We start from the raw sequence: 26140 nt of genomic DNA, 5'->3' as shown, positions 1-26140 counted from the left end.
GGTCGCGTCCTCGCTCAGGGGTGGGCCACGGGAATGCCCAGCAACCCGTTCAGCGCGGCCAGGATCGGCTCGGCACCGGAGATGTACTGGCGATCCTGGTGCGCGCCACTGGCCAGCTCGCTGTGCACGCCCTGCGGCAGCACCAGCTTGGGCAGCGACTGGTCCTGCTCGCCGATCTCGGCGATCACATCGCGGCGCGGCCGCGCGAAGCCGATGCGGCGCACGTCCAGCTGCGCGTCCAGGCCATCGATGCTCGACAGCGCCCCTTCCAGCAGCAGGCTGTGCCGGCAGAAGAAGCGCTGGCCGGGAATCTGTCCGTCCTCGAACTCACGGTCGAGCAGGAACAGGATGGGCTTGTCGGTTGCGTCCAGACTCACGGGGTTGTCCTCATCGGGGGGGCGGCAATGCGATGCTGCTTCGATATCGATGCTAGAGATGACGGCCGTCGGCACGGCGATGCCAGACGACAATCGGCGGTCAGATCCGGCCACGCAGATGCGCCTTGGCCATAAGCAAAGCGCCGCCGGTTATGCCGTCAGGCGATGCGTCGCAGCGGCGCCGCGACCGCCAGCGCCTGAGTAGCCAGATGGCCGGCCGCACGCTCGGTCGCCAGCGCGATCCGCGCCTGCAAGGCGGCACTGTTGATGTGCTCGCCATCGAAGTCAGCAGGCGTGGCATACACCCCGATCGGCAGCGTGTGCGCCTGCAGGAAACTGAACAACGGCCGCAACTGGTGGTCGATCACCAGCGCATGGCGCTCGCTGCCGCCGGTCGCTGCCAGCAATACCGGCGTATCCACCAGCGCTTCCAGCCCGATGAAGTCGACCAGGTGCTTGAACAGCCCCGGATACGATCCCCGATAGACCGGCGCGGCCACCACCAGCAGCTCGGCCGACTCGATCGTCTGCAGCGCCTGCTCCACGGCAGGCTCCGCTTCATCGCGCGACAACGACTGCCCCAGCGAACGCGCGATCGGCGCCAGCTCCACCAGATCCACACTGGCGTGCACCCGCTGCTGCAACGACTCCAGCAGGTGCCGCACCAGCAGCAACGTGCGCGACGTCGCCGAACTGGTCGGCGACCCCACCACTGCAACCACCTTCAATGCAGAAGACATGAAACGCTCCCATGTAGAGCCGAGCCATGCTCGGCTGCCTTTGGCCTGAACCTCAAAACCGGTAATTGACCCGCCCATACCAGTACGCCCCAACGTTGCCCAGCACATCGCCGTTGTCCCAGGTCGTTTCGATGCTGGCCACATCGGTGGCACTGCGCGCGTACTCCGGCACCTTGCGGGTGCGCTTGTCGAACACGTTGTTGATGCCCAGTGCCGCACTCCAGCCTGCGCCCAGTTCCACTGCTCCGGAGAGATTGGTCACCAGCACCGGCGGCTGCTTGTACTCCACGCCGTTGTTCAGGCGCTTGATCGGGCCGTAGTACGTAAAGTCGACATTCGAACGCCAGCGCCCGTTCTGCCAGCCCAGCCCGGCCACCTGCGTGTAGCTCGGCGTGCGGAAGCGCAGCGCGTACTCGCTGCTCTTGGTCAGCAGGTTGATGTTCGGCAGCCCCTGCAGCGCCGCCGGAATGTCGCTGACCTTCTGGATGGTGGTGCGCCCCACGTTGGCCGCGTAGCTCCAGCGCAGCTTGCCCCACGTGGTTTCCTGGTTCGCCTCCAGGGTCAGCTCGACACCGCGTGTGCGGGTGTTGCCCACGTTGGTGAAGTAGCTCGCGTAGAACGCATCACCCGGCAGGATGCTGATGCCGGCCGAACCCAGCAGCGCATCGATGGTGTTCTTCTGCGCCGCGCTCAGCACCGTACCGCTGTTGTCGGTAACGCGCGCCGGATCCTGTGCGTTGTAGCCGATCTGGCTGGACTGCCCTAGCTGGCCACGGATATCGATCTGGTACGCATCCACGGCCAAGTGGAAGGCCGGGCTCGGGTCCCAGGTCACGCCGAGGCTGTAATTGGTGGCTTTCTCAGGCTTCAGCGGCGTGGCACCCAGTGCGATCGCCGCCGGCGACGACACCTGTGCCACCAGCGTGGTGCCGCACGGGCAGCTGCCAGTGGCCTGGTAGAACTGCGCACCCAGGCTGGGCGCATGGAAGCCGTTGCTGACCGTGGCCCGCACACCCAGCGCATCGGTGAAGTCGAAGCGCGTGGTCAGGCGGCCCGTGGAGACACTGCCGAAGTCGGAATGGTCTTCCCAGCGCGCGGCCGCATCCAGGTACCAGCGCGAGGTGACGTTGGTGGCCGCGCCCACATAGACCGCCTTGCTGTTGCGGGTAGCCTTCACCGCGTCCGCAGTGGAATAGCCGACGAAGGCCGCAGCACCAAAGCCGGTATACGACTCCCACTGCCCGGCCCCGCGTTCGTACTTTTCGTGCTGGTACTCGGCGCCCGCGCTCACTTCCAGCGGCGAGGCGAACGCGGCCACCTCGAAGCCACGGCGCAGGTCCAGGTTGGCGATGCCCTGCTGGTAGTCCAGCTTGCCGTCGTAGAAGTCCGTGGGCGAGCCGGGATACGGCAGCGAGTAGTTCACCGAGTTACGGGTGTAGGTGCGCACCGTGCTGCGGTTGCCGGTCAGGCTGGCGTCGTAGTCCCAGCCCGCGATCTGGCCTTTCACGCCCGCGGTGCCGGTGTACTGCTTCTCCTTGGTTTCCAGCACCGGCAGGAAGCCATCCGGGAACACACTCAGCACGCCGGGGGCCTTGTAGGTGGTGAAGATGGTCGCCGGCAGGCGGAAGTTCTGGATCGCCTGCGCGGTGCGGTCGCTGGCGGTGGCATTGGCGTAGAACTGCGCGCTTTCGCCCAGGCCATGGCCCACGTTCACCGCGAAGGCCTTCAACGCGTACGACGGCGAGCTGAGGATGGTGTTGGCCTCCGCATCGCGGTTGGCCTCAGCCGGGTTCGGCGCAGCACTCGCTGGCAATCGATTGTTCGGCCGCAACGCCACCAGATTGCCGCTGCCATCCACCGCCGGGTAGCTCAGGTAGCCATCGATGTAGCGGCGGGTGCGGATCGCATGATGCTGGCGGGTGGTCTCGCCGGACAGGTTGACGAAGCCATCGGCGCCCCACGGCAGGCCCACGTTGGCACGCACGCTGGTGCGCGAGCCATCGCCATCGATGCTCTGCCCGCTCTCCACGGCAAATTCACCACCGTGGGCCTGCGACTTCAGGATCACGTTGACCACGCCGGTGATCGCATCCGAGCCGTAGATGGCCGATGCACCATCGCGCAGCACTTCCACATGGTCGATGGCCGAGACCGGAATCAGCGCCAGATCGGCCCAGGCATGGCCGGGGAAGCCGCCGCCGTTGGCACCGCTCACATAGGCGCTGGCATTGCGACGCTTGCCGTTCACCAGCACCAGCGTGTAGCCCGGCGACAGGTTGCGCAGCTGGTAGCCACGGATCAGGCTTTCCTGGTCGCTCTGGTAGCCACCGATCTGGCTCAGCGACGGCAGCGCACGCTGCAACGCTTCCAGCAGGTTGCCCTGCCCGGTAGCGGCAAGGTCCTCGGCGGAGATCACATCGATGGGCGTGGAGCTGTTCTTCACCGTGCGCGTGCTGGTGCGCGAACCGGTCACTACCACCGCATCCAGCGTGGACGCTGCCACGTTGGCTGTCGCGGCGGTGGCGGCAGGATCGGCATCGGCTTCCGCCGCATGGGTGGGCGACGCGGCGAGGATAGCTGTGATCAGAACAGCGAGAGTGCTCAGGACAGGGGCGTGGGCGGCAGGCATGGGGGCTCGTGGGGGTGGGCCGGAAACACGCTTCCATTCAAGGCCCTGTTCACCTGGCGCGACAGGCGGGATCACGTCACCCAACCGTCATATCCGGCCACCCACATGACCGCTGGTAATGACGTTAGGCCGCAGCACCGGTGCCCTGCATTCTGTAGAGCCGAGCCCACGCTCGGCTGCTCTTCGTGACGGCATCAAGTACATCTCCTTCTGCCAGCATTGAGCCGAGCATGGCTCGGCTCTACATGCCCCGCGAGCATCACCTCATGCCCGCGCACCACTCAGCGCCATGCATCTGCACCCGTAGCATCAAGCCATGCCCAGCCCACCCGCCGATCCCGCCGCGCCGCTCGTTGCCATCGTCGCCTGCCACGGCCAGGGGCTGTTCGAATTCGGCTGCGCGGTAGGCTTGTTCGCGCCGGTGCGGCCGGAACTCGGCGTGGCCTGGTACCGCACCCAGTTGTGCGCAGGCGAACCGGGTGCACTGCGCATGCTCGGCGGAACGCAGGTGCAGCTTCCCTACGATCTGAGCACTGTTGATGACGCCGACATCATCGTCATCCCCGGTTGGCGCGAACCCAGCGAACGCCCGCCACAGGCATTGCTCGATGCACTCATCCGTGCCCACGCACGTGGCGCGCGCATCGCCTCGATCTGCTCCGGTGCATTCGTGCTGGCCTGGGCCGGGCTGCTCGATGGCCGCCAGGCCACCACCCACTGGCGCCTCACCGAAGCGCTGGCGCGCGACTTCCCGCGCATCGACGTACGCGAGGATGTGCTGTACGTGGACACCGGCAGCATCATCACCTCGGCCGGCTCGGCCACCGGCATGGACATGATGCTGCACATGGTGCGCAAGGATTACGGCGCACGGGTAGCCAACCTGGTGGCCGAACGGCTGGTGCTGGCACCGTGGCGCGATGCCGAACGCAGCCAGCGCGTCAGCCGGGCCATTCCCAATGGCGAGCCCACGCGCTTGGCAAAGCTGATGGAATGGATGCGCCGCAACCTGCGCGAGCCACATTCCCTTGGCAGTCTCGCCGAGCAGGCTGCACTCAGCCAGCGCACCCTGCAGCGGCAGTTCCTGGAAGCCACCGGCCTGTCGCCGATCGACTGGCTGATCCGCGAGCGCGTGGCCTTCGCGCGTGAGCTGCTGGAAACCACCGACCGACCGCTGCAGTGGATCGCCGAGCAGGCCGGCTTTGGTTCGCAGGAATCCTTCCGCCGCCATTTCCGCAGCCAGGCGGACGCCAGCCCGACCGAATACCGCAGCCAGCATCGCAACGGGATCGGCGCAGACCGCCTGGTCGGCTGCTGATTCCCGGTAGTGCCGGGCCATGCCCGGCGCTACCCACACCCCGCTCAGTCGTCCTGCACCAGCTTGAACTCGCGCAGCAGCCCACCGATCTGGGTCTTGTCCAGCTTTTTCATCAGCAGGTTGCGCAGGAACGCAGGCCCGGGAATATCCAGTTCCTTGCCATCGCGCAGACGACCGGTGGCGGCCAGCAGCGAGCGCACGTCGTAGGTGGAATTGAACACCTCAGGCACGCCGCGTTCGATATCCAGCAACGTGTACACCGCTTCCATCGGCGTACGCACCGAATACTCGGTGGTGAAAATGCAGTCGCGCTGCTTCGATTCGGCGAACTGGCCGATGAAGGCGAAGTTCACCGCACCTTCCGGCACCACGTCAGGGCGATCACCGGCCTGGCGCGGCATGAAGAACGCGGTGATGTACGGCATCATCACCGGTACCGTCTTCGCACCGGTCGCGGCCAGCTCGTCGATCTCGTCCACCGGCACGCCCAGGTGGTACAGCCACTCGCGGGTGATCTCCTCGCCGGTGCAGTCCTGCATCGGCTTGTTCACGTAGTCGCCGGGCGTATCCACAAACAGCGAATACACCCAGACCACGATCTGGTCCTTGGGCTGGTTCTTGAAATGTGGCTGCCGGTTCACCGTCCAGCTCATCAGCCAGCGCGAGTCGCGCACGCTGACGATGCCGCCGGTCACCACCTTGCCGCTGAAGGGATCGCGCTTGGCGATCTTCTGGATGTAGGCCGGAATGCGCGCATCCAGCGTGGTCACCGTCGCCGATTCCCACTTGGTTTCCGGAATGTGCGCGCCGAACACGTCCGGACGCCCGAACGCTGCATCCTTCGCGGCAATGCGCCGCCACAGGTCCCAGGCCGGCGCGGGGCCTTCGTTCAGGCGTGCCGCAGTGTGGTGGTCGCCGTTGTCCGAGTTCTCAGTCAGCGAGCCGATGGTCATGAACAGAAGATCGTCCGCGCCCAGATCCACGCCACCGGCTACTCCATCACGCATCCAGTGGATGCGCGTGGCCTGCTTGCGGCCCGGCTGCAGATCGAAGTCGACGTCGGTCACTTCGGTGCCGTACTGGAACACCACGCCATGGTCCTGCAGCCACTTCACCAGCGGCAGCACCAACGATTCATACTGGTTGTACTTGGTGAACTTCAGTGCGGAGAAGTCCGGCAGCCCGCCGATGTGGTGGATGAAGCGGTGCAGGTACAGCTTCATCTCCAGCGCCGAATGCCACTCCTCGAATGCGAACATGGTGCGCCAGTACAGCCAGAAATTGCTGTCCAGGAAATCACGGCCCAGCACTTCGTTGATGCGCTTGTTCTCCATCTCCTGCCGGGTGGCCAGGAACAGCGCGATGATGTCCTTCTGCGCCTGCTCGGTCAGCGTGAACAGGCCGTCGGTGTGCGCATCCTCGCCGCGATTGATGGTGGCGCGCTGCAATGAATAGTTCGGGTCGTCCTTGTTCAACCAGTAGAACTCGTCCAGCACGCTGGCGTCATCGATCTCCAGCGAGGGGATCGAGCGGAACAGGTCCCACAGGCACTCGAAATGGTTCTCCATCTCGCGGCCACCACGGATCACGAAACCCTTTTCCGGCACCTTCAGGCCATCCAGCGCGCCGCCGGCAATCTGCTGCTGTTCAAGGATGGTGATGCGTTCACCGGCCATGCGGCCATCGCGCACCAGGAACGCGGCGCCGGCCAGCGAGGCCAGGCCTGAACCCACGAACCAGGCCCGCTTGCCCTCGACACCGGCCGGCTTGCGCGGGCGCGCGAAGGCTTCGTAGTTGCCACTGCTGTAGTACATGCGCTGCTCCTTCCTGGAGGGGGTCATCAGGAACCCGCAGCGGGATGACACAGCCATCCCGTGCAGGTCATGGCCCTACTCTAGCGCCGAACCGATGTACCGTTTCCTGCACACACGCTGCGACCGAATGACGCAGCCGCGTCAGAGCTGCCGGCCCAGCAGCATGCCCGGCCAACCGTCCACGTTGAACGGTGCGATGCGTGTGTAGCCACAGGACTCATAGAAGCGCACCAGATCCCCATTGCCACCGCCGTAGCAGTCCACGCGCAGATGGTCGAGTCCGGCAGCGCGCGCCTGCTCATCGGCAAACGCCATCAAGCGGCGGCCAATGCCGCGCACGCGGCCATCGCGCGAAGCCACCAGCACGCGTACGTACAGCTCTGGCCCATCGGGCGCCGGTACATAGGGCATCGCCTCACCCAGCGCCAGGAACGCACGCACCTCACCCAGTGCGTTCTGCGCCACCCACGCGCCGGGCAGCGCGCAGGCATCAGTCACCTGGGTGATTCGACGCGGCACCGTCGACCACGGCTCGCTGCCCCACTGCTGCAGATTACCGATCGACACGAACCATTCGATCACCTCGTCGAAGAGCCGCAGCACCGCAGGGGCATCGGCCACGCTGGCGCGGCGGATGGTCAAGGTGTCCTTTCCAGCTTCAGTCATGCACGTACTCCTTTCAACGCATCAATCGGCTGCACCGAGGATGCCGGCCAGCGGCCGGCACTACCAGGGCCGGACGTCCGTGGGCCGGATTTGACATGCAGGCATCTACCTGCATATAGTCCACTCGACGGCGGCGCCTGCCCGCCCACGCGAGGAACCTGCAATGGTGGATATCGCACATCGGGTCGGCATCAAGGCCCCCGCAAGCCAGGTGTATCAAGCCCTGGCCACCCCCGAAGGCGTCGCCGCCTGGTGGGCTGAAGACACCCACGGCGACCGCGAGACCGGCGGTACGGTCAGGGTGCGCTTCACGAACAACGGCCAGGAAATCGGCGCCATGGAAATGCAACTGGAACAGCTGATTCCCGGCGAGCTGGTGCTCTGGAAGTTCCTGGTCGGCCCCGCCGAATGGATCGGCACGCATGCACGCTTCGCACTGAAACAGGAAGGCGACTACTGCATCGTGCTGTTCACCCACGAAGGCTGGAAGGAACGCGTCGAGTTCACCTTCCACTGCAGCACCAAGTGGGCGGTGTTCCTGATGAGCCTCAAAGCCCTGCTGGAAACCGGCAAGGGCCAGCCCAACCCGCACGACGTCAGGATCGACAACTGGAACTGAAGACGCCCGCATGAATGCAGACAAGGTGTTCAAGGCCCTGGCCGACCCCACGCGCAGAACGCTGCTGGACCTGCTCTGCGCAGACAACGGCCAGACCCTGGGCCAGCTCTGCGAGCACCTGGACATGGCCCGGCAATCGGTCACCCAGCACCTGGGCCTGCTGGAAGACGCGAACCTGATCAGCACCGTGCGTCGTGGTCGCGAAAAGCTGCACTTCATCAACCCGGTGCCGCTGCATGAAGTCTACGAGCGCTGGGTACGCAAGTTCGAGCAGCAGCGCTTGAGCCTGCTGCATGACCTGAAACGAGAACTGGAAGGAGAATGACGATGTCCGTAGAGACCACCCGCTTCATCCACGTGATCTATATCGCCTCCACGCCACAGAAGGTGTTCGAGGCCATCACCCGCCCCGAGATCGCCAGCCGCTACTGGGGCCATGAGAACGTCTCGGACTGGAAGCCCGGCTCGCGCTGGCAGCACGTGCGCGCCAACGAAACGCGCTCGGTCGAGCTGGTCGGCGAGGTGGTGGAAAGCACCCCGCCCTCGCGGCTGGTCATCACCTGGGCCGCCGCCTCGCAGGCCAACAACCCGGATGCTTACAGCCGCGTGACCTTCGACATCGTGCCCTACCAGGACATGGTGCGGCTGACCGTTACCCACGAGGAGCTGGAACCCGGCAGCGGCATGGATACCGGCATCCGCCAGGGCTGGCCGATCGTGCTGTCCAGCCTGAAGTCGTTGTTGGAGACGGGCAAGGGGCTGGATGTGTTTGCGAAACCAGCGTAGTCGTCGGGATGGCTGGCCCGCGCGAGCGGCACCGGGGAGATGGCCCCTGTTGCCGCCGCCGCGCAATCCCCAATCGCTCCCACAAATTGCATTTCATGGAACAATAGGGAGCACATGGTTCTCGAGTTCCGTTATGTCCCCCGTGTTGCTAACCGTCGATCAGGCTGCCCAGCAGCTCCGCCTGCACCCCAAAACCGTCCTGCGGCATATCCGTAGCGGCCAACTGCGCGCGACCCGCATCGGCAAGTCCTATCGCATCACCGCCGAAGACCTCGACGTGTTCACCGGCACCGTGCGGGAGCCCTCCGCTGCGCGCCCACAGCTGACCACGGTGGTGGATATTCCCGGATGCGGTGCGGCACGTGCCGCCGACCTGGTGCGTGCCCTCCATGCGCGCGTCACCGGCCGCGAGGCGGACGATGAGCCGCTGCGCATGGAGACGATCTATTCGCCTGAGCACGATGTGCTCAAGCTGATCGTGATCGGTGGTCTGGCGGGTTCCGCAGCGCTGCTGGTCAGCCTGCAGCGTCTGCTGCAGGACCGCAGCGCATGAAGCGGCAGCGCCCCGGCATTCCCACGCAGCACGTACTTGCCGCCTATCGCCAGGTGCTTTCGGGCTGGCCGGTACCCCACGAATCGCACCATCTCGCCACCCGCGCCGGTTCGACATTTGTGGTCAGCTGCGGCCCGGAACACGGCCCTGCCCTGGTGCTGCTGCATGGCACCCTCAGCAATGCCGCCAGCTGGATGTTCGATGCCGAACGTTGGAGCGAGTACTACCGCGTGCATGCCGTCGACATCATTGGCGAACCGGGCCTGAGCGAAGGCACGCAACCTGCGCTGGACAGCGACGCGCATGCGCAATGGCTGGATGATGTCCTCGACGCACTTGGCGTGGAAAGCGCAGCATTCGTGGGCCTGTCGTTCGGCGGCTTCCTGGCACTGGACTACGCGCTGCGAAGGCCTGCCCGGGTCAACGCACTGGTCCTGATCAGCCCCTCGGGTATCGGGCGCCAGCGTGCATTCCTGCTCAAGGCGCTGCCACTGTTGCTGCTTGGCCGATGGGGACGCGAGCACCTGCGCCGCGCGGTCATGGGTCCCGCGCCACTGCATGCACCTGCACGTGCGCAGCCGCTGCTCGACCTGTTGGCATTGATCCGTGCCGAGGTTCGGCCACGTCCGCTGCGCATTCCCCGCATCAGCGACGAGCGCCTGGCTGCGTTGCATCCGCCGGCAGCCCTTGTCATGGGCGCGCGTGATGCCCTCATCGACACCCCTGCCGCCGCCGAACGCATGAAGCGGCTCGTCCCGACGGCGGACGTCACCCTGCTCGCAGACGCCTATCACTACATCCCCGGCCTGCGCGAAGACATCCTCGCCCGGCTGCGTCAACTGCAGAACCTCCAGAATGAATGATTCCATTGAACACATCGGCACCACCCGCCTCCTGCGCATCGAGCCGCAGGGCCCCGCACTCGATGCCAACGGCCTGCGCGATCTGGTCGGCGATGCCCTTGGGCATCAGGCCGAGTGGATTGCCGTGCCGGTGCAGCGCCTTTCGGCAGACTTCTTCGAGCTGCGCTCCGGCATGGCCGGTCAGTGGCTGCAGATGCTGGTGAACTACCGCCTGCACTTCGCCGTGCTGGGCGATGTCAGCGACTACCGCGCACAGAGCGAATCGCTGGACGCGTGGATCATTGAGTGCAACCGCGGCCACAACGGCTGCTTCGTTGCCGACTGGGATGCCCTGCTGGCTCGCCTTTCGGCCCCCGCCAGCGCGGGCTGAACGCCAACCCCACGCTCACCCTCACCGAACCCGGTTCCGACCGCACTCCGACGCCGCCCGCCACAGCATCGCCCACAGGCTCACCTGGCGACACTCGATGCGTGCTTCAGACGCAGATTCCCTGCACAGCAAAGTGGCGGCGGTCACCCTCGGCTTCTGGGTGATGAAGATCGCCGCCACCACGCTCGGCGAGACCGCCGGCGACCTGCTGTCGATGACGCTCAACCTGGGCTACCTGGCCAGCTCGGCCATCCTGCTGGCGATCTTCGCCGGCCTGCTGGGCATGCAGTTGTCGGCACGGCGCTTCCATCCTGTGCTGTTCTGGTCGGTGGTGCTGGCCACCAGCACCGCCGGCACCACCATGTCGGACCTGATCGACCGCACGCTCGGCCTGGGCTACGCCACCGGCGCCAGCCTGCTGGCCGGTTGCCTGGCGCTGGTGTTGCTGGCCTGGCGCATGTCGGAGAAGTCGATCTCGGTCAGCAACATCGCATCGCGCCGCGCCGAGGGCTTCTACTGGACCGCCGTCCTGTTCTCCAACACGCTCGGCACAGCGCTGGGCGACTTCCTTGCCGACGATTCCGGGCTCGGCTTCACCGGCGGCGCACTGCTGATCGGCAGCCTCATCGCGCTCACCGCACTGGCCAGCCGCATCAAGGGCATCAACCGGGTCATCCTGTTCTGGATCGCCTTCGTGCTCACCCGCCCGTTCGGCGCCACCTTCGGCGATCTGCTCACCAAGCCGCTGGAAAAGGGCGGCCTGGGCTTCGGCACGGTCGGCTCGTCGCTGGTGCTGTTCACTATCCTCGCCACACTGGTGGCACTGCCGATGCTGCAGCGTAAGGCGCAGCCAGCCAGCTAGCGCGCCGTCCAGCCCCCATCCACCGGCAGCGCCGTGCCGGTGATCTGCGCCGCCGCGTCCGAGGCCAGGAACACCACCATCTCGCCCAGCTGCTCGGGCGTCACGAACTGCAGCGAAGGCTGCTTCTCGGCCAGCAGCGCGCGAGCGGCGGACTCCTGATCCGTGCCTTCCTTCTCCGCCAACGCGGTGATCTGCTGCTCGACCAGCGCCGTTCGCACCCAGCCCGGGCAGATGGCATTGGCGGTGATGCCGGTGCCCGCATTCTCCAGCGCGGTCACCTTGGTGAAGCCCACCACGCCATGCTTGGCCGCCACATAGGCCGACTTGTTCACCGAGCCCACCAACCCGTGCACCGACGCGATGTTGATGATGCGGCCGGCGCCCTGCTGCTTCATGTGCGGCAAGGCCGCTGCCGTTGCATGGAACACCGCCGACAGGTTCAGCGCCAGGATCGCATCCCACTTCTCGACCGGAAATTCCTCGATCGACGCGGTGTGCTGGATGCCCGCGTTGTTCACCAGGATGTCGATGCGGCCCATCTTCGCGACGGCGTGTTCGATCATCCCGCGCACCGCTTCGCCCTTGGACAGGTCAGCGCTGTCATGCGCCACCCGCACGCCGAACTCGGCTTCCAGTCCAGTACGGATGCGTTCGATCTCCGCCGCATCGCCGAAGCCGTTCAACACGATGTCGGCCCCTTGCCGGGCCAGCGCGGTGGCAATGCCAAGGCCAATACCGCTGGTGGAGCCGGTGACCACCGCAACCTTTCCAGAGAACATGGGCAAGCTTCCATTGGGCGTAGGTGGTCAGTGTAGCTTCACCGGCGCCCCCTTTAAGCGACGCTACCCTGGTCAATCAACGGTTGAACGCGTTGGGTACCCGCCGAGGGAAGTGTCCAGCGTTCATTCAAAACGGACGGTAGGCCTCAGAGGGGGCGCAGCCGCAGCCTGCTGGCGATGCTGTCCGACTCCCACAAGGGCACTGCATCCATGCTTTGCCCGGCGGATCGAACACGTCCGAAAATAGCTTCTGCGGCCGTTCTACTCCCCCCACCGCCAACCGGGCGGGGCGCCTTTCATCCAGCAGATAAGGACAAGCACCAACACCACGGCCCACGTGTAGAGCTGAAACGCGATGGGCTCGCGAAATGGAGAGAACAGAAACGGACCCGCCAGTAGCAGGCCGAATGCGACTGCGTACACAAGCCAGCCTTGCCACGCGCACGGCATCCCCCAGCCCCATCCGTACTTCTTCCTGGTAAACCAGTACTTCCTGCTGATCATTGCAGTGTTCCTCGATGGTCACCGGTCTCACGCACCTGATCCAAGCATGCTTTGAGCTGTTCGTGAAGACGACGGTCCAGAATCAAGTCAGTATCCCCTCTGGCCGTGACGAGAACAGAGCTACGATCCCTGCGCAGCACGAAGACGTTGCGACCGTTCTGCATGCGGAACTTGCCAAGTTCAACGCCCCCTGTGCTGGTCCCACGTTGCCGGTGAGGCAGCGTGATCCTTGAAGCATCGGAAGCGTCCTGCAACGCGACACTGGAAAGCGGGAGTTGCAGTCGGACAAACGCTGCTGACCCAATCAGCTGGCCATCTGTAATGGCGATGTACGCTGTCCGCGCTTGATATACGAGGCCAAAGGCAACTACGACAACAACGGCCAGCGCCGAGCCGAGCGCGATATTCCTGGCTGGCACCCCGCCAGAGCGGGATGCCAGCCATATTGCGATCAGAACCACGGCTGCTGCCACGCATATGCCGAGAGGAAGCGCATAGGCGTGAATCAAGGATACGTCCAGCGTGGATCGGCACATCATCCGGAACTACTCCGCAGAGATTGGCCGCATGCCATAAACGTAAGTCGTCTCGACAATTATCTCAAATGCGTCTTCGTCAAAGGTGACAAGGCCCACGCTTCGCATCGCGCGCAGGAACGAGCGGACCTCGTTCCATGTTACGGGCTTTGCATGTTCATCGCAGATCATACTTGCACTGCCACGCATGAGAATGCTTCGGTATCAGATACCGCGCAGCAAACGCCCATTTCTCATCGATCACATCGGTCAAACAGGGGCTGCGCCCTGTGATGCCATTGCAGTGACACTGTTCATACCGAAGTTCAAACACGCTCTAGAAGAGAACGCTCGCTCGATCAACGGTCGCCAGCGGATTGGCCTTCCGCACCGCCTCCAGGAACAGCAGGAAATCCCGGTTGAACAGCGTCAGGTTGTTGGTGAACGTCACGCACTTTCTGCCCGATGCTTTGCTGAAGCACACCTGCCAGACATAGCGCCCGTAGATCCTGTCGGACGTTCGTGTGACTGAGGTGATCTGCGAGAGCGGAACCGCCGTAGGCACCGGCCCACGCCGCAGGTAGAAGGACTCCGCATCAAAGAAGTAATGCTCGCGATCCTCTTTGCCATCCACCATCACCAAGGTCATGGATGTTCCGGAGATCCGGCGAGGAGGATCCAAACGCAGCCCCGATTTCACGGACGAGCGAGCAGTTGCCGACATTCGCCGAAGGGTAAACCAGAGGATCACCAACGGAAGCGCCGCAAGGACAATGAAACCTACGGTCTTCAAAGCAGTTTCCAGCGTGCTGGGCACACAGATCTCCAGGATGAACGTTCAGGCACTTGCAAGGCCCGACTAGATCCACGCCACGCGTGGATGCTCTGGCTTCAACGCCCCATCACTTCCAATGATCCGGCCCCAGGAACGGCAGGCTCAACACAAACACCGGAACCGCCACAGGGATCAACGCCGCGCCCAGCACCTTGCCCGCCGCCGAACCCACACCCGGCTTGTCCTCCCTCTCCGGCAGGATCCGCTGCGCCCGCGCATTGATCGGCTGTGCCAGCTTCCCCTTCTCCGCCAGCGCCGCAGCATCGGGCAACTTCACCCGCTCGCCGTCGCCCTCGAACAGCGCGCTGTAATAGCTGCCGCCCTTCCTTGAAAGATTGCAGGCGCGGTCAAACGCCAGCGCGTAGCGGGTCCGGTCCATCGGCAGGTAGTAGCGCGCCCGCTCCTCCACGGCCTTGGCCTCACGCGAGGGGACCTCAATCCGTTCCAGCTTGAACTGCGCGGCCTGCTCCGCCGTCACCTGCTCCGGCCGCAGCAGCAGCGCATAGCTGCCATGCACCTTGGCCTTGTTGGCCGGGTCGCGCCAGTCTTCATGGAAGTACATCTGCGCGCAGGCCACCGCCTCGCGCAGCGGGCTGTCCATCAGCGCCCGGTACTCGCGGAACGGCGCGGCATTGAAGCGCATCGGCTCGTCATAGCGCGGCAGCAGGTACAGCTGGCCGTCGTCGGCCACGAACGCACTGGTGATCTCGCGGCTTGAGGCGTGCTCTTCCGGGCCACTGGCACAGCCGGACAGCAGGCCAAGGCACAAGGCGGAGAGAATGAAAAAAGACGTTCGCATGTCGTGTTCTAGAGCTTCCGTGGAAAACCGGCCCCGCCCGGAAGGACGAGGCCAGCCCACCATGTTGCCACGGCACCGCACGCGATGCAGAGCCCCGCCTTACTTCAACCGCTCCACCAACCGCTGCCCCACCTCCAGCGCCGAAGCCGGGTTCTGCCCGGTGATCAGCTCCCGATCCACCACCACATGTCCCGTCCACGGCGCGGTGTTGCTGCTGAACTTCGCACCCGCCCGCTGCAACGCGGTCTGCGGGTAGAACTTCATCTCGCCACCGCCCAGCATCGGCTTGGCCTGCTCTTCTTCCTGATTGCTGATCACCGTCATCTGGTAGCCGCTGTAGATCCACTTCGGCGTAGCCGGCATCGCACCGGCCTCCAGCGTCGCCACGAAACCCGCCGCATCCGGCAACGTGGACAGCAGCGCGATCGGCCCGTGGCAGACCAGGGCGGTGGTCTTGTTGCGCTGGTGGAAGTCGGCCAGCAGCCGGCCCAGCGCCGGGCTCTTCAGCAGGTCCTGCATCGGCGCGTGGCCACCGGGAATGTAGACCGCATCGAAACGCGCGTAGCCCTGCTGCTCGACGCGCGCCAGGCTGACCACCGGCGAGGCCGTCGGCGAGGTCAGCTCCAGTTTCTCCAGCAGGTCCTTGTGCAATTTCAGCTGCGCCGCATCGTTGCCGAAGTACGCCGCCGTCACCGAGGACGCATCCACCGTTGGCGCCCGCCCCTGCGGCGTGGCGAAGGTCACCTCGTGGCCGGCATCCAGCAGCAGCTTGACCGGCTGCATCAGCTCGTTGAGATAGAAACCGGTGGACAGCACCTTGCCGTCCTTCAGGTCCAGGTGGTTTTCGTCGGACAGCACCACCAGCACGTTGGCGGCCTGCGCGCCGCTCGCGGCCAGGGTCAGGGCCAGCGCTGCGGCCAGCCGGGTCATCAGGTTCATGGGGAGCTCCTATCGGGGAATGGCGGCCACTTTATTCATCGCCCCAGCGGCGATAAATTGGCCCCACCGCAAAACATCTGTTCCCCGGAGAGCCAAATGAGCCGCAAGTTCGACTACCTGGGCGATGTGGAGGTGTTCCTGGCGGTGGTCGAGCACGGCTCGTTCACCGCCGGCGCGGTGGCGCTGTCCACCACGCCCTCGGTGCTGAGCCGCGCGGTCACCCGCCTGGAAGCGCGGCTGGGCCGGCAGCTGCTGCAGCGGACCACCCGCCGCGTGGGCCTGACCGACGCCGGGCGGCTCTATCTGGAACAGGTGCGCACCGCCTTCGGCCTGCTGGACGACGCCGAGCGCGACGTACTGGCCCAGGACGGTGCACTGGCCGGCCGCGTGCGCCTGAGCGTGCCCACCACCTATGGCCACTACCGGCTGCCGCCCGTGCTGGCGCGCTTTGCGCAGCAGTACCCGCAGGTGCAGGTGGAACTGAACATCACCAACCGCAACGTGGACCTGGTGGCCGAAGGCTTCGACCTGGCCATCCGGCTGGGCCAGCTGCCGGACAGCGGGCTGGTGGCGCGAAAGCTGGAAGACGCGCCGCTGCTGCTCGTGGCTTCGCCAGAGTACCTGCAGCGCCGCGGCACTCCGCAGACGCTGGACGACCTGCAGCAGCACCTGTGCCTGCCCTTCGTGATGCCGCGCACCGGGCGGCTGGCGCCGTGGATCTTCCGCGACGACGGGCGCGACGTGGACTGGCTGCCGCGTTCGTCCATCGAGACTTCCGACGATGTACTGGGCGTGGTGTCGCTGGCCGAACAGGGCATCGGCATCTGCCAGAGCTATGAGTTCATCGTGCGCGAGCGGTTGCAGCGTGGGCAGTTGGTGGAAGTGTTGCCGCAGCTGCGGGGAAGATCGCGGCCGTTCTCGGTGATCTATGCGCCGCACCGGCGGCAGTCGGCGGCGGCGCGGGCGATGATTGAGTTGTTGGTGGGCAATGCGGCTGAGAATCGCGCTGGCTGAAGCTGCGAGCTTGTTAACGGTGTCGGGTTTGAACCGCTTTTCGAGGTGTGCGGCTGATCGCGCGCCGTTGCTTGGCGAGGCGGACTAAGAACTGTTGCAAAGCAGGCCGTCGCGCTATTCGCTTGGGGCATGGGCGATTGCGCCACGTTGATTCGCTATTAGCAGCGCAGCTGCGCGAATGCGTCTGCTGGCGTCGCGTGCTGCACGAATGGCGCGTGTAACAATAGTCCTTCGCTCTCGGATTCCGCGATTCCTTCGCGAATTTCTATTGGCATTCGGAGCGGCGGCGTAAACACCATGGCGCGCCACCGACAAAGGGTGGCCGGGTCTGCAAACCCGCATTGATGTACGCGTCTGTAGTTTGCGCTTGCCCGTCGGCACCGTCCTTAACCGGTGCCGGCGGGCAATCCGTCGGCCTTTCTGGCGGGCGGTGCGTGGGGATCTTCGGATCCACCGGTTCTATGACGCTACTTCATTCCGGTTTGCAGCCATGCATCGTCCGCCACCTCTTCGCGGTGGCGCTGTTAAGCACAGCCACGGAAGCCGACGCCATGAACGAATCCGACACCTTCTCCTCGTACACCGTCGTTGAGCCCATCAACGACGACACTCCCCTGCCCGACCTGAACTCCCTGCTCGGCATCCTCAAGCGCATGCGTGGCTGCGAGGGCGCCGACGGCCTGCCTTGGCCGGAGAATGATGTGCCACCCGGCCGGCGCGTGAGCCTGGCGAGGACCGAGCGCGCGTTGGTGGGGCTGCTTACTGTGCTGGAAGTGCTCCATGCGGCGGACCGCTGCCGCGTAGCGGCGGAGCCGGAGCGGCATTTGGATGAGGGGGTGGTTGATGGGCTGTTTCTGGCGTGCCGGGGGTTGGCTGAGTGGGCTTGTCGGGAGGTTAGGCCGGAGTGACCTGCCTGACCGGAGCAACGTACAGCAGATTTGATTGGGCGTCACATTGATTAACACGCGCCTCCTGCCAGGAGCGAACATTGCAGCTCCACCCGGCTGAAGAGCATCGGAGCAAATTCCTCCATCCATGACCGATCACGGTCGAGAGCGGCGAGCCCCAGCAAGCCAGTTCGGTCATCCTCCGGAAAGGACGATGCATGCAAACGAGACCGAATGAGCCGCAGTCTTCTACCGCGGCGATGTCATAAGGCCTCCTCCGGCATTTGGTCAGCCCTACCCCAACGCGAACTCGAGCTGATCGAAGAAGCGCGGGATACTCTCGTATTGGTACATCCTCCAGTAGGCGCGCGCCTGCTGGTCTACCTTCACATGTCCGAGCAGGCGAAAATCGCGCATAGATGGAAAAGTACGCGACGCTGCCGCCAGGGATGCCGCGTCGATATCGTTGAAGTAATCGCTACCCATTGAGGGCGCATCGAAGCTTCGAATCACCTCCCCCACGATCACAAGCGCAGCTACCACATGCATCATATCGAGAAGTTCGAGCTCGTACTCCTGTAAAGAAAGATGCGCTGCCGTGCGATCGGCATGTTGCTTTAGAAGGCCGATCCGCTTGTGGAGTCGACCGGGAGCCTTGAGTAGGTCAGTATCTGTCCGCGCGTATTCACGAAAGAATTCCCTTAAAAAGACGAGGGCGCGATGAGCATCTTCGAAAGTACTGCTTCCTCGCTCGGACCAGTAGTGCGCATGCTCTTCAAGCACTCCGTCGGACAAGCGGCCGAAATTACCTCCAGTAAGGTCTGGCTTGGCGGCATGATCAAAGACTTTCCGGCAGTTCAGGGACAGCGAGTTCAGCGTTGAGAACTCTAGGTACGACTGCGATACGCGAGAGGGCAAGTCGCCCGAAGCATCCATATCTTCAGCAGCCTGCGCGGTGCCAAGAAAATAGTAGAACGCCGGAAGGCTCATGCTTGCGCGTGACATAACGCCTCGCAGAAAGTGGACTGATCGCAGCTTCCCGTGGAGCCGAAACGGCTCTTCCTTCCGCTGCATCCTCTCCGCACGCGCATCGAGATCAAATTTTCGGCTCATTGCTTCGCGCCTGCTTGGCTACGCCGCTCAAGAGTCAGAAGTCGACGCCTGACTGGATCAAGAACACCGACGCTAGTACCTTGATGATCAGTACTCATTATTGTCATCTTCCCACATATTTCGCGCCAGCCTATCAACATCAATGCCAAAGTACTCTATCGCATCATAATGACTAGTCGAAACATAACTATCACCCAATCCACAAGCAAGAAGCTTTGAGTATCCTGAAATCTTCAAGCCGCATGCAACGCAGAAGAACTCCTCTGGCCGCATTGCTTGACGTTCAACAACACCATCTTCCGCAGTTGATGTTTTGGCTACGCCCATTGCGCGCCCCTGCACGAGCGCAGTGGCGGTACAGGAAGGACAATTAACTCGATGACCATAGTGGCGCAAAGACGCAGCCGCAGCCTGGTCCAGAGCCGTCTTCCTGTCCTCGTCTGACTTCGAATCCCAAACAACCTTATGGGCATTGATAGCACCAAGGACGCTCTTCGCGGCGCCATCATTAAGTGCTGATATATCTTCCCTCGCCTCTTTTGCCTCAGCATCTCCGAAAAGATTTTCTAAAGAAGACCCACAATGACTCAAGAGCACATCGCAGACAGCAAAGAAGTGCGGCCGCCAGGACGACGAGCTAGAGCTTTCAAAGTTCAGGTTTCCAGAATGAAGCTCCGAGTTTCTCTTTGAGAAATGTGCCAAGCAAAAGTTGACATGCTCGCGCGTAAACGCAGGGACCAATTCTTCAGCGCGCCCAATTAATTCTGTAATAGGGGCGGTTCGAGGAACGAATTTAGCCTTCTTCGGAGCATGCCCAAGTGCATAAAGAATATTATTCCAGTCGGAACCGTCTGCCACAAGCGCCGGCGACACATGCGAAATTGATGCTCTTATCAACATTTCCATGAGGAAAGTTGACCAAAGCCCATACTGCCAATCGGTAGAATTCGCCTGCATAGCCTCCGAATACAAGTCAGACTTGGCTAAGTAGGAGCTCTTTGACCACTCGTGATCGACCCTAACTGCCATCTATCCTCCCTCACTCCAAGTAGACCCTTTTCAGCACTCTTCCACGAGAACTCGACGACACTTCCGACCTGCCGTGCAGGGTTCGCCAATTGTCCACCACCAGTACTTGGCCAGGCTCATCTAGGGCAACGCTACTAATACTCACATCCCGAATCCGATCGTTAATCATTCGCACAGCACGGACTGCTATCGAATTTACGGGCTGAAGGAATAGTGTATCCCAACGAAATATGTCACCATCCACCATTCTTAGTGGAACCTGACGACCATCAAGCGGCCTCCGAGATCGCAAAATTGCCTTCTTAAAGAAGTCCCGTTCCTGCGGGCCAATCAGACTATCTCTGTGCACTATATTTGTCTTCACGTCACGGGATCCCACGATACAAATAAGCGCAAAGTAGCGCGGAGGGATGCTCCAGTGAGCCATATCGGTATGAAATGGAAATACCCCTAATCCGAAATTATGGCTATAGCTGGGACCCATACCCACACCAACCCTTGGCACGAGCTCTTGAATTGGCTCAACGCCATAAATTTTGTCAATATTTCCTAAAGTCTGCTCGACTTCAGTTAATTCGAAGTTCTTAGAAATTTTGGTCTTCGCAAATCCGACATCTTGAAGCTGTCGTTGCCATGAACTCATTCCAAGACTCCAGAATTCTGAGAACTCAACGGCTCATCCATAGAATATGAATTGGCCCGATGCGAACAGCTACAGTGACTGCCTCACTCGAATCTCGGATGTCAACGAGCGTTCACCCTTTTTCTTCTGCCCTAATATTCCAATCACGCCGCTCCTTGGATTCTCCACAGGTTGTGCATACGAACTCACCCGTATTTGACCCCAAGTGATACTCCTGCTCAACTCGAGGGTGATTGCAGGGCTTATTCCCCCAACTTTTCCGAAGCTTTTCCGCCTCTCGCATTTGCATAGCAATCCCTTGTGTATGCCTGAGAAATTAGGTGTTGATCGTTTTGATCTTACGACCACAGAAGATCTTGGACAAGCTGCCTCGAATTGACCCCGAGTGCCGGGAAGCCGCTTGGGATGCAAATGGCAATGAATGGCGCAAAGCACCTCATCAGCGCTCGGGGCGAACAAAAAAGGGCGCCTCTCGGCGCCCTCGTTCTTTCAACTCATTCCCACTCAATGGTCGCCGGCGGCTTCCCCGAGATGTCATAAACCACCCGCGACACCCCCCGCAACTCATTGATGATCCGGTTGCTCACCGTCCCCAGGAACTCATACGGCAGATGCGCCCAATGCGCCGTCATGAAGTCGATCGTCTCCACGGCCCGCAGCGCAATCACCCACTCATACGCCCGCGCATCGCCCACCACGCCCACCGACTTCACCGGCAGGAACACGGCAAACGCCTGGCTGGTCTTGTCGTACAGATCCGCCTTGCGCAGCTCATCAATGAAGATGGCATCGGCCTTCGCCAGCAGTTCGGCGTATTCGCGCTTCACTTCGCCCAGGATACGCACGCCCAGGCCCGGGCCCGGGAACGGATGGCGGTAGACCATGCTGCGCGGCAGGCCCAGCTCCACGCCCAGGCGGCGCACTTCGTCCTTGAACAGCTCGCGCAGCGGCTCCACCAGGCCCAGCTTCATGTGCTCCGGCAGGCCGCCCACGTTGTGGTGGCTCTTGATCACATGCGCCTTGCCGGTCTTGCTGCCGGCCGACTCGATCACGTCCGGGTAGATGGTGCCCTGCGCCAGCCACTTGGCGTTCTTCAGCTTGTTCGACTCTTCGTCAAAGATCTCAACGAACAGGTTGCCGATGATCTTGCGCTTGGCTTCCGGGTCGCTCACGCCTTCCAGCGCGGCGAAGTAACGGTCGGCGGCATTCACGCGTACCACCTTCACGCCCATGTGCTCAGCGAACATCGCCATCACCTGGTCGCCTTCCTGCCAGCGCAGCAGGCCGGTATCCACGAACACGCAGGTCAGCTTCTCGCCGATGGCCTTGTGCAGCAGCGCGGCCACCACGGACGAATCGACGCCACCGGACAGGCCCAGGATCACTTCGTCATCGCCCACCTGTTCGCGCACGCGGGCGATCTGGTCGTCGATGATGTTGGCGGCGGTCCACAGGGTCTGGCAGCCGCACACGTCCACCACGAAGCGGCGCAGCAGCGCCTGGCCCTGCAGGGTGTGGGTCACTTCCGGGTGGAACTGCACGCCGTACCAGCGCTTTTCTTCGTTGGCCATGGCAGCCACCGGAATGCGGTCGGTGGTGGCGGTGATGGTGAAGCCCGGCGGTGCGACGGAGACGTGGTCGCCGTGGCTCATCCAGACATTCAGCTTCGGCTCGCCGCCGTGGTCGCTCAGGCCCTTGAACAGCGCATCGGGGTTGATCACGTTCACTTCGGCGTGGCCGAACTCGCGCTGATCCGCTGCTTCGGTAGCACCGCCCAGCTGCGCGGCCAGGGTCTGCATGCCGTAGCAGATGCCGAAGATCGGCAGGCCGCTGTCGAACACTTCCTGCGGCGCGGCGGGGGCACCCGGCAGCGTGGTCGATTCCGGGCCACCGGACAGGATGATGCCCTTGGCACCGAACGCCGCGATCTCGGCCGGGTTGTGGTCCCACGCCCAGATTTCGCAGTAGACGCCCAGCTCGCGGATGCGGCGGGCGATCAGCTGCGTGTACTGCGCGCCGAAATCGAGGATGAGGATCTTGTCGTTATGGATGTTGGTCATGGTGCCGTTCCAGTGGTGTTTTTCGCAGTGCCCGGCGCTTCAAGGCTCTGCGTCAGCGTGGCGATGAACGCCTCGCGTTGTTGAATATGTGAGGGGTCTTCCTCGTCCCAGCGCAGCATCAGCAGGCCCTGTGGCGCCTGCCGGTTGTTGGGGTCAGCGCGCGGCAGATCCGCGACTTCCTGCACTTCGGTGCCGGGCACGAAACGCCGTTGCAGGGCGCGCATGGGGTAGCCGGATTGTTCGGGGTCGCCCCATGCGACGAAGCGCACGTTCATCCGGCTCGGCTCCAGCGGCCCCAGCTCTGCGATCACCCTGGGATCTTCAAAGAGGTGGCCCAGTCCGGTAACGCACTGCAGGATCACCTGCAGCGGGCGCACACCCGTGCCCTTCAGCAGCCAGCGCTGCTCGCCGGCGGCCTCCATGTGCCAGCCTTCCGGCAGGGAGAATGAATTCTGGCACTTCTGCACGTCCTGCAATTGCGAAACCGCCGCGCCCGGAGACCCGGAGCGCGGCGGCGGTTCGGACACCGAACAGCCTGCCATCAGCAGGCTGCCCGTAATCGCAAGAGCAGTTCGCAAGCGCATCAGGCGCGGTAGTTCGGCGGCTCTTTGGTGATGGTCACGTCGTGGACGTGGCTCTCACGCTGGCCGGCGCCGCTGATCTTCACGAACTTGGGCTTGCTGCGCATGTCTTCGATGGTGGCGCAGCCCACGTAGCCCATGGTGGCGCGCAGGCCGCCCATCAGCTGGTGGATGATGCCTCCCACCGGGCCGCGGTACGGAACCCGGCCTTCAATGCCTTCCGGCACCAGCTTGTCGGCGGTGGCGGCGTCCTGGAAGTAGCGGTCCTTCGACCCCTTTTCCATGGCAGCCAGCGAACCCATGCCGCGGTAGCTCTTGTACGAACGGCCCTGGTACAGCTCGGTCTCGCCCGGCGATTCCTCGGTACCGGCCAGCAGGCCACCGACCATGATGGTCGAGGCACCGGCGGCCAGCGCCTTGCCGATGTCGCCCGAGTAGCGGATACCACCGTCGGCGATCAGCGGGATGCGGTCCTGCAGCGCTTCGGCCACCAGGTCGATGGCGGTGACCTGCGGCACGCCGACGCCGGCGACGACGCGGGTAGTGCAGATCGAGCCCGGGCCGATGCCGACCTTCACTGCGTCCGCGCCGCTGTCCAGCAGCGCCAGTGCGGCTTCGCCGGTGCAGATGTTGCCACCGATGACCTGCACGTTCGGGAAGTTCTTCTTGACCCAGCTGACGCGGTCCAGCACGCCCTGCGAGTGGCCGTGCGCGGTATCCACCACGATCACGTCCACGCCGGCGGCGACCAGCGCTTCCACGCGGCGATCGGTATCGCCACCCACGCCGACGGCAGCGCCGACCAGCAGGCGGGTCGACAGGTCCTTGGCAGCGTTCGGGAAGTCGGTGTTCTTCTGGATGTCCTTGACGGTGATCAGGCCACGCAGTTCGAACGAATCATTGACCACCAGCACCTTTTCGATGCGGTTGCGGTGCAGCAGCTGCAGCACTTCATCAGACGCGGCGCCTTCCTTGACCGTGATCAGGCGATCCTTCTTGGTCATGATGTGGCGGACCGGGTCGTCCAGCTCGGTCTCGAAGCGCATGTCGCGGTGGGTCACGATGCCGGCCAGCTGGCCGTCGCTGCCCACCACCGGCACGCCGGAGATGTTGTGCGCCTGGGTCAGGGCCAGCACGTCGCGGATGGTGGTTTCCGGGCCGACGGTGATCGGGTCGCGGATGACACCGGCCTCGAACTTCTTGACCTTGGCCACTTCCGCGGCCTGCTGTTCCAGGCTGAGATTCTTGTGGATGATGCCCATGCCGCCGAGCTGGGCCATGGCGATGGCCAGGCGGGCTTCGGTGACGGTATCCATGGCTGCGGACAGGATCGGAAGCTTCAGCTTCAGGTCGCGAGTCAACCGCGTTTCGAGGTTGACGTCCTTGGGCAGGATGGTCGAGTGGGCGGGGACGAGCGAGACGTCGTCGTAAGTGAGTGCTTCAGCCTGGATGCGCAGCATCGGCATACCCGAGATGTGGGGAAGCGCGACATTTTACCCTGTTTTCGCGCCGCGTGGCAGGGGGTAGATGCGACGCAGTGTCGCGCGGGCGGTGATTGGTTCAGGGGGGGGGTGAAACCTGCCTCGGTGGGTGCGGACCGTTGGTCTGCACTACCTTCATACACCTGTGCACCGGCATTGTGCCGACCAACGGTCGGCACCCACCTTGACCTTGAGAGGATCACCTGGGCCAGCCCTGGGGCATCTTTGGTAGGTGCGGACCGTTGGTCCGCACTACCCTTCAGACACCTGTGCGCCAGCATTGTGCCGACCAACGGTCGGCACCCACCAGGAGCACATCTCGAGCAAATCTCGAGCAAATCTCGAGCACATCTCGAGCACATCTCGCGAGCAGACCCAAGGGCCAGATCCAGCCGCTTCAGGTGGGTGCGGACCGTTGGTCCGCACTTTCCCTCAGACACCTGAGAACAGCCCCAAGTGAGGTCAGCTCAGCGCTTCCGCGGCTTCCAGGGTGTTCTGCATCAACGTAGCCACGGTCATCGGGCCGACGCCACCCGGCACCGGGGTGATCCAGCTCGCCCGCTGGGCAGCGGCCTCAAATCCAACATCGCCCACCAGCCGGCCGTCGTCCAGCCGGTTGATACCCACATCGATCACCACCGCACCCGGCTTCACCCATTCGCCCGGCACGATGCCCGGGCGGCCTACCGCCACCACCAGGATGTCGGCGTTGCGCACGGCCTGTTCCAGCACGTCCTTGGGGGTGAACTTGTGGCAGCTGGTCACGGTGCAGCCGGCAATCAGCAGTTCCAGGCCCATCGGGCGGCCGACGTGGTTGCTGACGCCTACGATCGTGGCGTTGCGGCCGCGCACCGGCTGGTCGGTGTGGCCCAGCAGCGTGGTGATGCCACGCGGGGTGCACGGGCGCAGGCCGAACTCGCGCAGGGCCAGGTGGCCGACGTTTTCCGGGTGGAAGCCGTCCACGTCCTTGCGCGGGTCGATGCGCTGGATCAGCCGGCGCGCGTCGGGGATGCCCGGCAACGGCAGCTGGATCAGGATGCCGTTGATCTTCGGATCGGCGTTGAGCTGGTCGATCAGGTCGAGCAGCTCGGCTTCAGTGGTACCGGCCGGCAGATCGTAGTCGTGTGCCTCGATGCCGACCTTCTCGGCGGCACGGCGCTTGTTGCGCACGTACACGGTCGAGGCCGGGTCGCCACCGACCAGCACCACGGCCAAGCCCGGACGGCTGCCACCGGCGGCCACGCGGGCGTCGACGCGCACCTTCAGGCTGTCGAGCAGGTCCTCGGCGATACGGCGGCCATCGAGGATGCGGGCAGGATGCTGGGGGGCGGAATCGGTCATCGGAGGCAGGCGTGGGGCGGCGG

26 protein-coding genes are annotated in these 26140 nt (G+C 63.6%); 10 read left to right on the top strand and 16 right to left on the bottom strand.

The window, feature by feature from the left end; genetic code table 11:
- Window positions 1–14: 14 nt before the first annotated feature.
- The 3 genes from AC13FN_RS06140 to AC13FN_RS06130 form a co-directional block, all read right to left on the bottom strand.
- Window positions 15–377, bottom strand: a complete 363-nt coding sequence (locus tag AC13FN_RS06140; protein WP_482984838.1) for a DUF3088 family protein — start codon at window positions 375–377, stop codon at window positions 15–17.
- Window positions 378–535: 158 nt separating this feature from the next.
- Entirely contained in the window at window positions 536–1117 is a 582-nt protein-coding gene (gene msuE / locus AC13FN_RS06135) for an FMN reductase (protein WP_482984839.1), read from the bottom strand.
- A gap of 52 nt (window positions 1118–1169) precedes the next feature.
- Window positions 1170–3746, bottom strand: coding sequence for a TonB-dependent receptor plug domain-containing protein (locus AC13FN_RS06130; RefSeq protein WP_482984840.1), 2577 nt, complete (start codon window positions 3744–3746; stop codon window positions 1170–1172).
- A gap of 316 nt (window positions 3747–4062) precedes the next feature.
- Between AC13FN_RS06130 and ftrA the strand changes: the two genes are divergently transcribed.
- Complete coding sequence (gene ftrA / locus AC13FN_RS06125; protein WP_217015688.1) at window positions 4063–5064, top strand: transcriptional regulator FtrA; 1002 nt, start codon at window positions 4063–4065, stop codon at window positions 5062–5064.
- Between the two features lie 44 nt (window positions 5065–5108).
- Here the strand turns inward: ftrA and AC13FN_RS06120 are convergent, their stop codons facing one another.
- Together AC13FN_RS06120 and AC13FN_RS06115 are read right to left on the bottom strand one after the other, a co-directional pair.
- Window positions 5109–6878 carry an oleate hydratase gene (locus AC13FN_RS06120; RefSeq protein ID WP_482984841.1) on the bottom strand — a complete coding sequence of 590 codons (1770 nt, stop codon included), beginning with the start codon at window positions 6876–6878 and terminating at the stop codon, window positions 5109–5111.
- Window positions 6879–7019: 141 nt separating this feature from the next.
- Window positions 7020–7544 carry a GNAT family N-acetyltransferase gene (locus AC13FN_RS06115; protein ID WP_010484639.1) on the bottom strand — a complete coding sequence of 175 codons (525 nt, stop codon included), beginning with the start codon at window positions 7542–7544 and terminating at the stop codon, window positions 7020–7022.
- Window positions 7545–7707: 163 nt separating this feature from the next.
- Between AC13FN_RS06115 and AC13FN_RS06110 the strand changes: the two genes are divergently transcribed.
- The 7 genes from AC13FN_RS06110 (at window position 7708) to AC13FN_RS06080 (ending at window position 11597) form a co-directional block, all read left to right on the top strand.
- The gene (locus AC13FN_RS06110) at window positions 7708–8163 is read left to right on the top strand and encodes an SRPBCC family protein (RefSeq protein ID WP_482984842.1); all 456 of its coding nucleotides are present in this window, start codon (window positions 7708–7710) and stop codon (window positions 8161–8163) included.
- A gap of 10 nt (window positions 8164–8173) precedes the next feature.
- Complete coding sequence (locus AC13FN_RS06105) at window positions 8174–8488, top strand: ArsR/SmtB family transcription factor (protein ID WP_010484635.1); 315 nt, start codon at window positions 8174–8176, stop codon at window positions 8486–8488.
- 2 nt (window positions 8489–8490) lie between these two features.
- Window positions 8491–8949, top strand: coding sequence for an SRPBCC family protein (locus AC13FN_RS06100; protein ID WP_482984843.1), 459 nt, complete (start codon window positions 8491–8493; stop codon window positions 8947–8949).
- A gap of 133 nt (window positions 8950–9082) precedes the next feature.
- On the top strand, window positions 9083–9502 hold the full coding sequence (locus AC13FN_RS06095; protein ID WP_241874327.1) for a helix-turn-helix domain-containing protein: 420 nt from the start codon (window positions 9083–9085) through the stop codon (window positions 9500–9502).
- Window positions 9499–10365, top strand: a complete 867-nt coding sequence (locus AC13FN_RS06090) for an alpha/beta fold hydrolase (RefSeq protein WP_197657116.1) — start codon at window positions 9499–9501, stop codon at window positions 10363–10365. Before AC13FN_RS06095 ends, AC13FN_RS06090 begins: the two co-directional genes overlap by 4 nt.
- On the top strand, window positions 10358–10735 hold the full coding sequence (locus tag AC13FN_RS06085; RefSeq protein WP_054171546.1) for a DUF4180 domain-containing protein: 378 nt from the start codon (window positions 10358–10360) through the stop codon (window positions 10733–10735). The genes AC13FN_RS06090 and AC13FN_RS06085 overlap by 8 nt, the downstream gene beginning before the upstream one ends.
- Window positions 10736–10832: 97 nt before the next feature.
- On the top strand, window positions 10833–11597 hold the full coding sequence (locus AC13FN_RS06080; protein WP_482984844.1) for a COG4705 family protein: 765 nt from the start codon (window positions 10833–10835) through the stop codon (window positions 11595–11597).
- Here the strand turns inward: AC13FN_RS06080 and AC13FN_RS06075 are convergent.
- The 5 genes from AC13FN_RS06075 to AC13FN_RS06055 form a co-directional block, all read right to left on the bottom strand.
- Window positions 11594–12376 (bottom strand): 3-hydroxybutyrate dehydrogenase, encoded by a 783-nt coding sequence (locus AC13FN_RS06075; protein ID WP_482984845.1) that lies wholly within the window; start codon window positions 12374–12376, stop codon window positions 11594–11596. The genes AC13FN_RS06080 and AC13FN_RS06075 overlap by 4 nt on opposite strands.
- A gap of 500 nt (window positions 12377–12876) precedes the next feature.
- Window positions 12877–13389: a hypothetical protein gene (locus tag AC13FN_RS06070; RefSeq protein WP_482984846.1), complete on the bottom strand. Its 513-nt coding sequence runs from the start codon at window positions 13387–13389 to the stop codon at window positions 12877–12879.
- A 343-nt stretch (window positions 13390–13732) separates the two neighbouring features.
- Window positions 13733–14212 carry a hypothetical protein gene (locus tag AC13FN_RS06065; RefSeq protein ID WP_482984847.1) on the bottom strand — a complete coding sequence of 160 codons (480 nt, stop codon included), beginning with the start codon at window positions 14210–14212 and terminating at the stop codon, window positions 13733–13735.
- A gap of 85 nt (window positions 14213–14297) precedes the next feature.
- Window positions 14298–15029 (bottom strand): hypothetical protein, encoded by a 732-nt coding sequence (locus AC13FN_RS06060; RefSeq protein WP_069139953.1) that lies wholly within the window; start codon window positions 15027–15029, stop codon window positions 14298–14300.
- Window positions 15030–15128: 99 nt separating this feature from the next.
- Entirely contained in the window at window positions 15129–15968 is an 840-nt protein-coding gene (locus tag AC13FN_RS06055) for a type 1 glutamine amidotransferase domain-containing protein (RefSeq protein WP_482984848.1), read from the bottom strand.
- A 96-nt stretch (window positions 15969–16064) separates the two neighbouring features.
- On the opposite strand from AC13FN_RS06055, the gene AC13FN_RS06050 reads away from it, so the two are divergent.
- Both AC13FN_RS06050 and AC13FN_RS06045 read left to right on the top strand, forming a co-directional pair.
- Window positions 16065–16982 (top strand): LysR family transcriptional regulator, encoded by a 918-nt coding sequence (locus tag AC13FN_RS06050; RefSeq protein WP_329764028.1) that lies wholly within the window; start codon window positions 16065–16067, stop codon window positions 16980–16982.
- Window positions 16983–17533: 551 nt separating this feature from the next.
- Window positions 17534–17890 carry a hypothetical protein gene (locus tag AC13FN_RS06045; protein WP_313124383.1) on the top strand — a complete coding sequence of 119 codons (357 nt, stop codon included), beginning with the start codon at window positions 17534–17536 and terminating at the stop codon, window positions 17888–17890.
- Between the two features lie 273 nt (window positions 17891–18163).
- Here AC13FN_RS06045 and AC13FN_RS06040 read toward each other — a convergent pair whose 3' ends face one another.
- The 6 genes from AC13FN_RS06040 to folD all read right to left on the bottom strand — a co-directional run bounded on the left by AC13FN_RS06040 (window position 18164) and on the right by folD (window position 26117).
- Window positions 18164–18859 carry a hypothetical protein gene (locus AC13FN_RS06040; RefSeq protein WP_313124386.1) on the bottom strand — a complete coding sequence of 232 codons (696 nt, stop codon included), beginning with the start codon at window positions 18857–18859 and terminating at the stop codon, window positions 18164–18166.
- Window positions 18860–19069: 210 nt separating this feature from the next.
- Window positions 19070–20011 (bottom strand): hypothetical protein, encoded by a 942-nt coding sequence (locus tag AC13FN_RS06035; RefSeq protein ID WP_123958489.1) that lies wholly within the window; start codon window positions 20009–20011, stop codon window positions 19070–19072.
- A 1137-nt stretch (window positions 20012–21148) separates the two neighbouring features.
- Window positions 21149–22714, bottom strand: a complete 1566-nt coding sequence (guaA, locus tag AC13FN_RS06030; RefSeq protein WP_087922318.1) for a glutamine-hydrolyzing GMP synthase — start codon at window positions 22712–22714, stop codon at window positions 21149–21151.
- Window positions 22711–23190, bottom strand: a complete 480-nt coding sequence (locus AC13FN_RS06025) for a hypothetical protein (protein WP_482984857.1) — start codon at window positions 23188–23190, stop codon at window positions 22711–22713. The genes guaA and AC13FN_RS06025 overlap by 4 nt, the downstream gene beginning before the upstream one ends.
- A gap of 107 nt (window positions 23191–23297) precedes the next feature.
- Complete coding sequence (guaB, locus tag AC13FN_RS06020; RefSeq protein WP_005416248.1) at window positions 23298–24755, bottom strand: IMP dehydrogenase; 1458 nt, start codon at window positions 24753–24755, stop codon at window positions 23298–23300.
- Between the two features lie 483 nt (window positions 24756–25238).
- Window positions 25239–26117, bottom strand: a complete 879-nt coding sequence (gene folD, locus AC13FN_RS06015; RefSeq protein WP_049402332.1) for a bifunctional methylenetetrahydrofolate dehydrogenase/methenyltetrahydrofolate cyclohydrolase FolD — start codon at window positions 26115–26117, stop codon at window positions 25239–25241.
- Window positions 26118–26140 lie beyond the last annotated feature (23 nt).

The organism is Stenotrophomonas sp. 115C5, assembly GCF_056861055.1.
Note: the sequence above shows the minus strand (reverse complement) of the source record. Positions and strands in the feature narration are given on the sequence as shown.

Coding starts and splice junctions, on each gene's coding strand:
- AC13FN_RS06090 (WP_197657116.1), top strand. CDS start 9,499: ATGAAGCGGCAGCGCCCCGGCATTCCCACGCAGCACGTACTTGCCGCC.
- guaA (WP_087922318.1), bottom strand. CDS start 22,714: ATGACCAACATCCATAACGACAAGATCCTCATCCTCGATTTCGGCGCG.
- AC13FN_RS06105 (WP_010484635.1), top strand. CDS start 8,174: ATGAATGCAGACAAGGTGTTCAAGGCCCTGGCCGACCCCACGCGCAGA.
- AC13FN_RS06115 (WP_010484639.1), bottom strand. CDS start 7,544: ATGACTGAAGCTGGAAAGGACACCTTGACCATCCGCCGCGCCAGCGTG.
- guaB (WP_005416248.1), bottom strand. CDS start 24,755: ATGCTGCGCATCCAGGCTGAAGCACTCACTTACGACGACGTCTCGCTC.
- AC13FN_RS06060 (WP_069139953.1), bottom strand. CDS start 15,029: ATGCGAACGTCTTTTTTCATTCTCTCCGCCTTGTGCCTTGGCCTGCTG.
- AC13FN_RS06045 (WP_313124383.1), top strand. CDS start 17,534: ATGAACGAATCCGACACCTTCTCCTCGTACACCGTCGTTGAGCCCATC.
- folD (WP_049402332.1), bottom strand. CDS start 26,117: ATGACCGATTCCGCCCCCCAGCATCCTGCCCGCATCCTCGATGGCCGC.
- AC13FN_RS06080 (WP_482984844.1), top strand. CDS start 10,833: ATGCGTGCTTCAGACGCAGATTCCCTGCACAGCAAAGTGGCGGCGGTC.
- AC13FN_RS06110 (WP_482984842.1), top strand. CDS start 7,708: ATGGTGGATATCGCACATCGGGTCGGCATCAAGGCCCCCGCAAGCCAG.
- AC13FN_RS06100 (WP_482984843.1), top strand. CDS start 8,491: ATGTCCGTAGAGACCACCCGCTTCATCCACGTGATCTATATCGCCTCC.
- AC13FN_RS06075 (WP_482984845.1), bottom strand. CDS start 12,376: ATGTTCTCTGGAAAGGTTGCGGTGGTCACCGGCTCCACCAGCGGTATT.
- AC13FN_RS06120 (WP_482984841.1), bottom strand. CDS start 6,878: ATGTACTACAGCAGTGGCAACTACGAAGCCTTCGCGCGCCCGCGCAAG.
- AC13FN_RS06085 (WP_054171546.1), top strand. CDS start 10,358: ATGAATGATTCCATTGAACACATCGGCACCACCCGCCTCCTGCGCATC.
- msuE (WP_482984839.1), bottom strand. CDS start 1,117: ATGTCTTCTGCATTGAAGGTGGTTGCAGTGGTGGGGTCGCCGACCAGT.
- AC13FN_RS06130 (WP_482984840.1), bottom strand. CDS start 3,746: ATGCCTGCCGCCCACGCCCCTGTCCTGAGCACTCTCGCTGTTCTGATC.
- AC13FN_RS06055 (WP_482984848.1), bottom strand. CDS start 15,968: ATGAACCTGATGACCCGGCTGGCCGCAGCGCTGGCCCTGACCCTGGCC.
- ftrA (WP_217015688.1), top strand. CDS start 4,063: ATGCCCAGCCCACCCGCCGATCCCGCCGCGCCGCTCGTTGCCATCGTC.
- AC13FN_RS06040 (WP_313124386.1), bottom strand. CDS start 18,859: ATGAGCCTTCCGGCGTTCTACTATTTTCTTGGCACCGCGCAGGCTGCT.
- AC13FN_RS06050 (WP_329764028.1), top strand. CDS start 16,065: ATGAGCCGCAAGTTCGACTACCTGGGCGATGTGGAGGTGTTCCTGGCG.
- AC13FN_RS06095 (WP_241874327.1), top strand. CDS start 9,083: ATGTCCCCCGTGTTGCTAACCGTCGATCAGGCTGCCCAGCAGCTCCGC.
- AC13FN_RS06035 (WP_123958489.1), bottom strand. CDS start 20,011: ATGGCAGTTAGGGTCGATCACGAGTGGTCAAAGAGCTCCTACTTAGCC.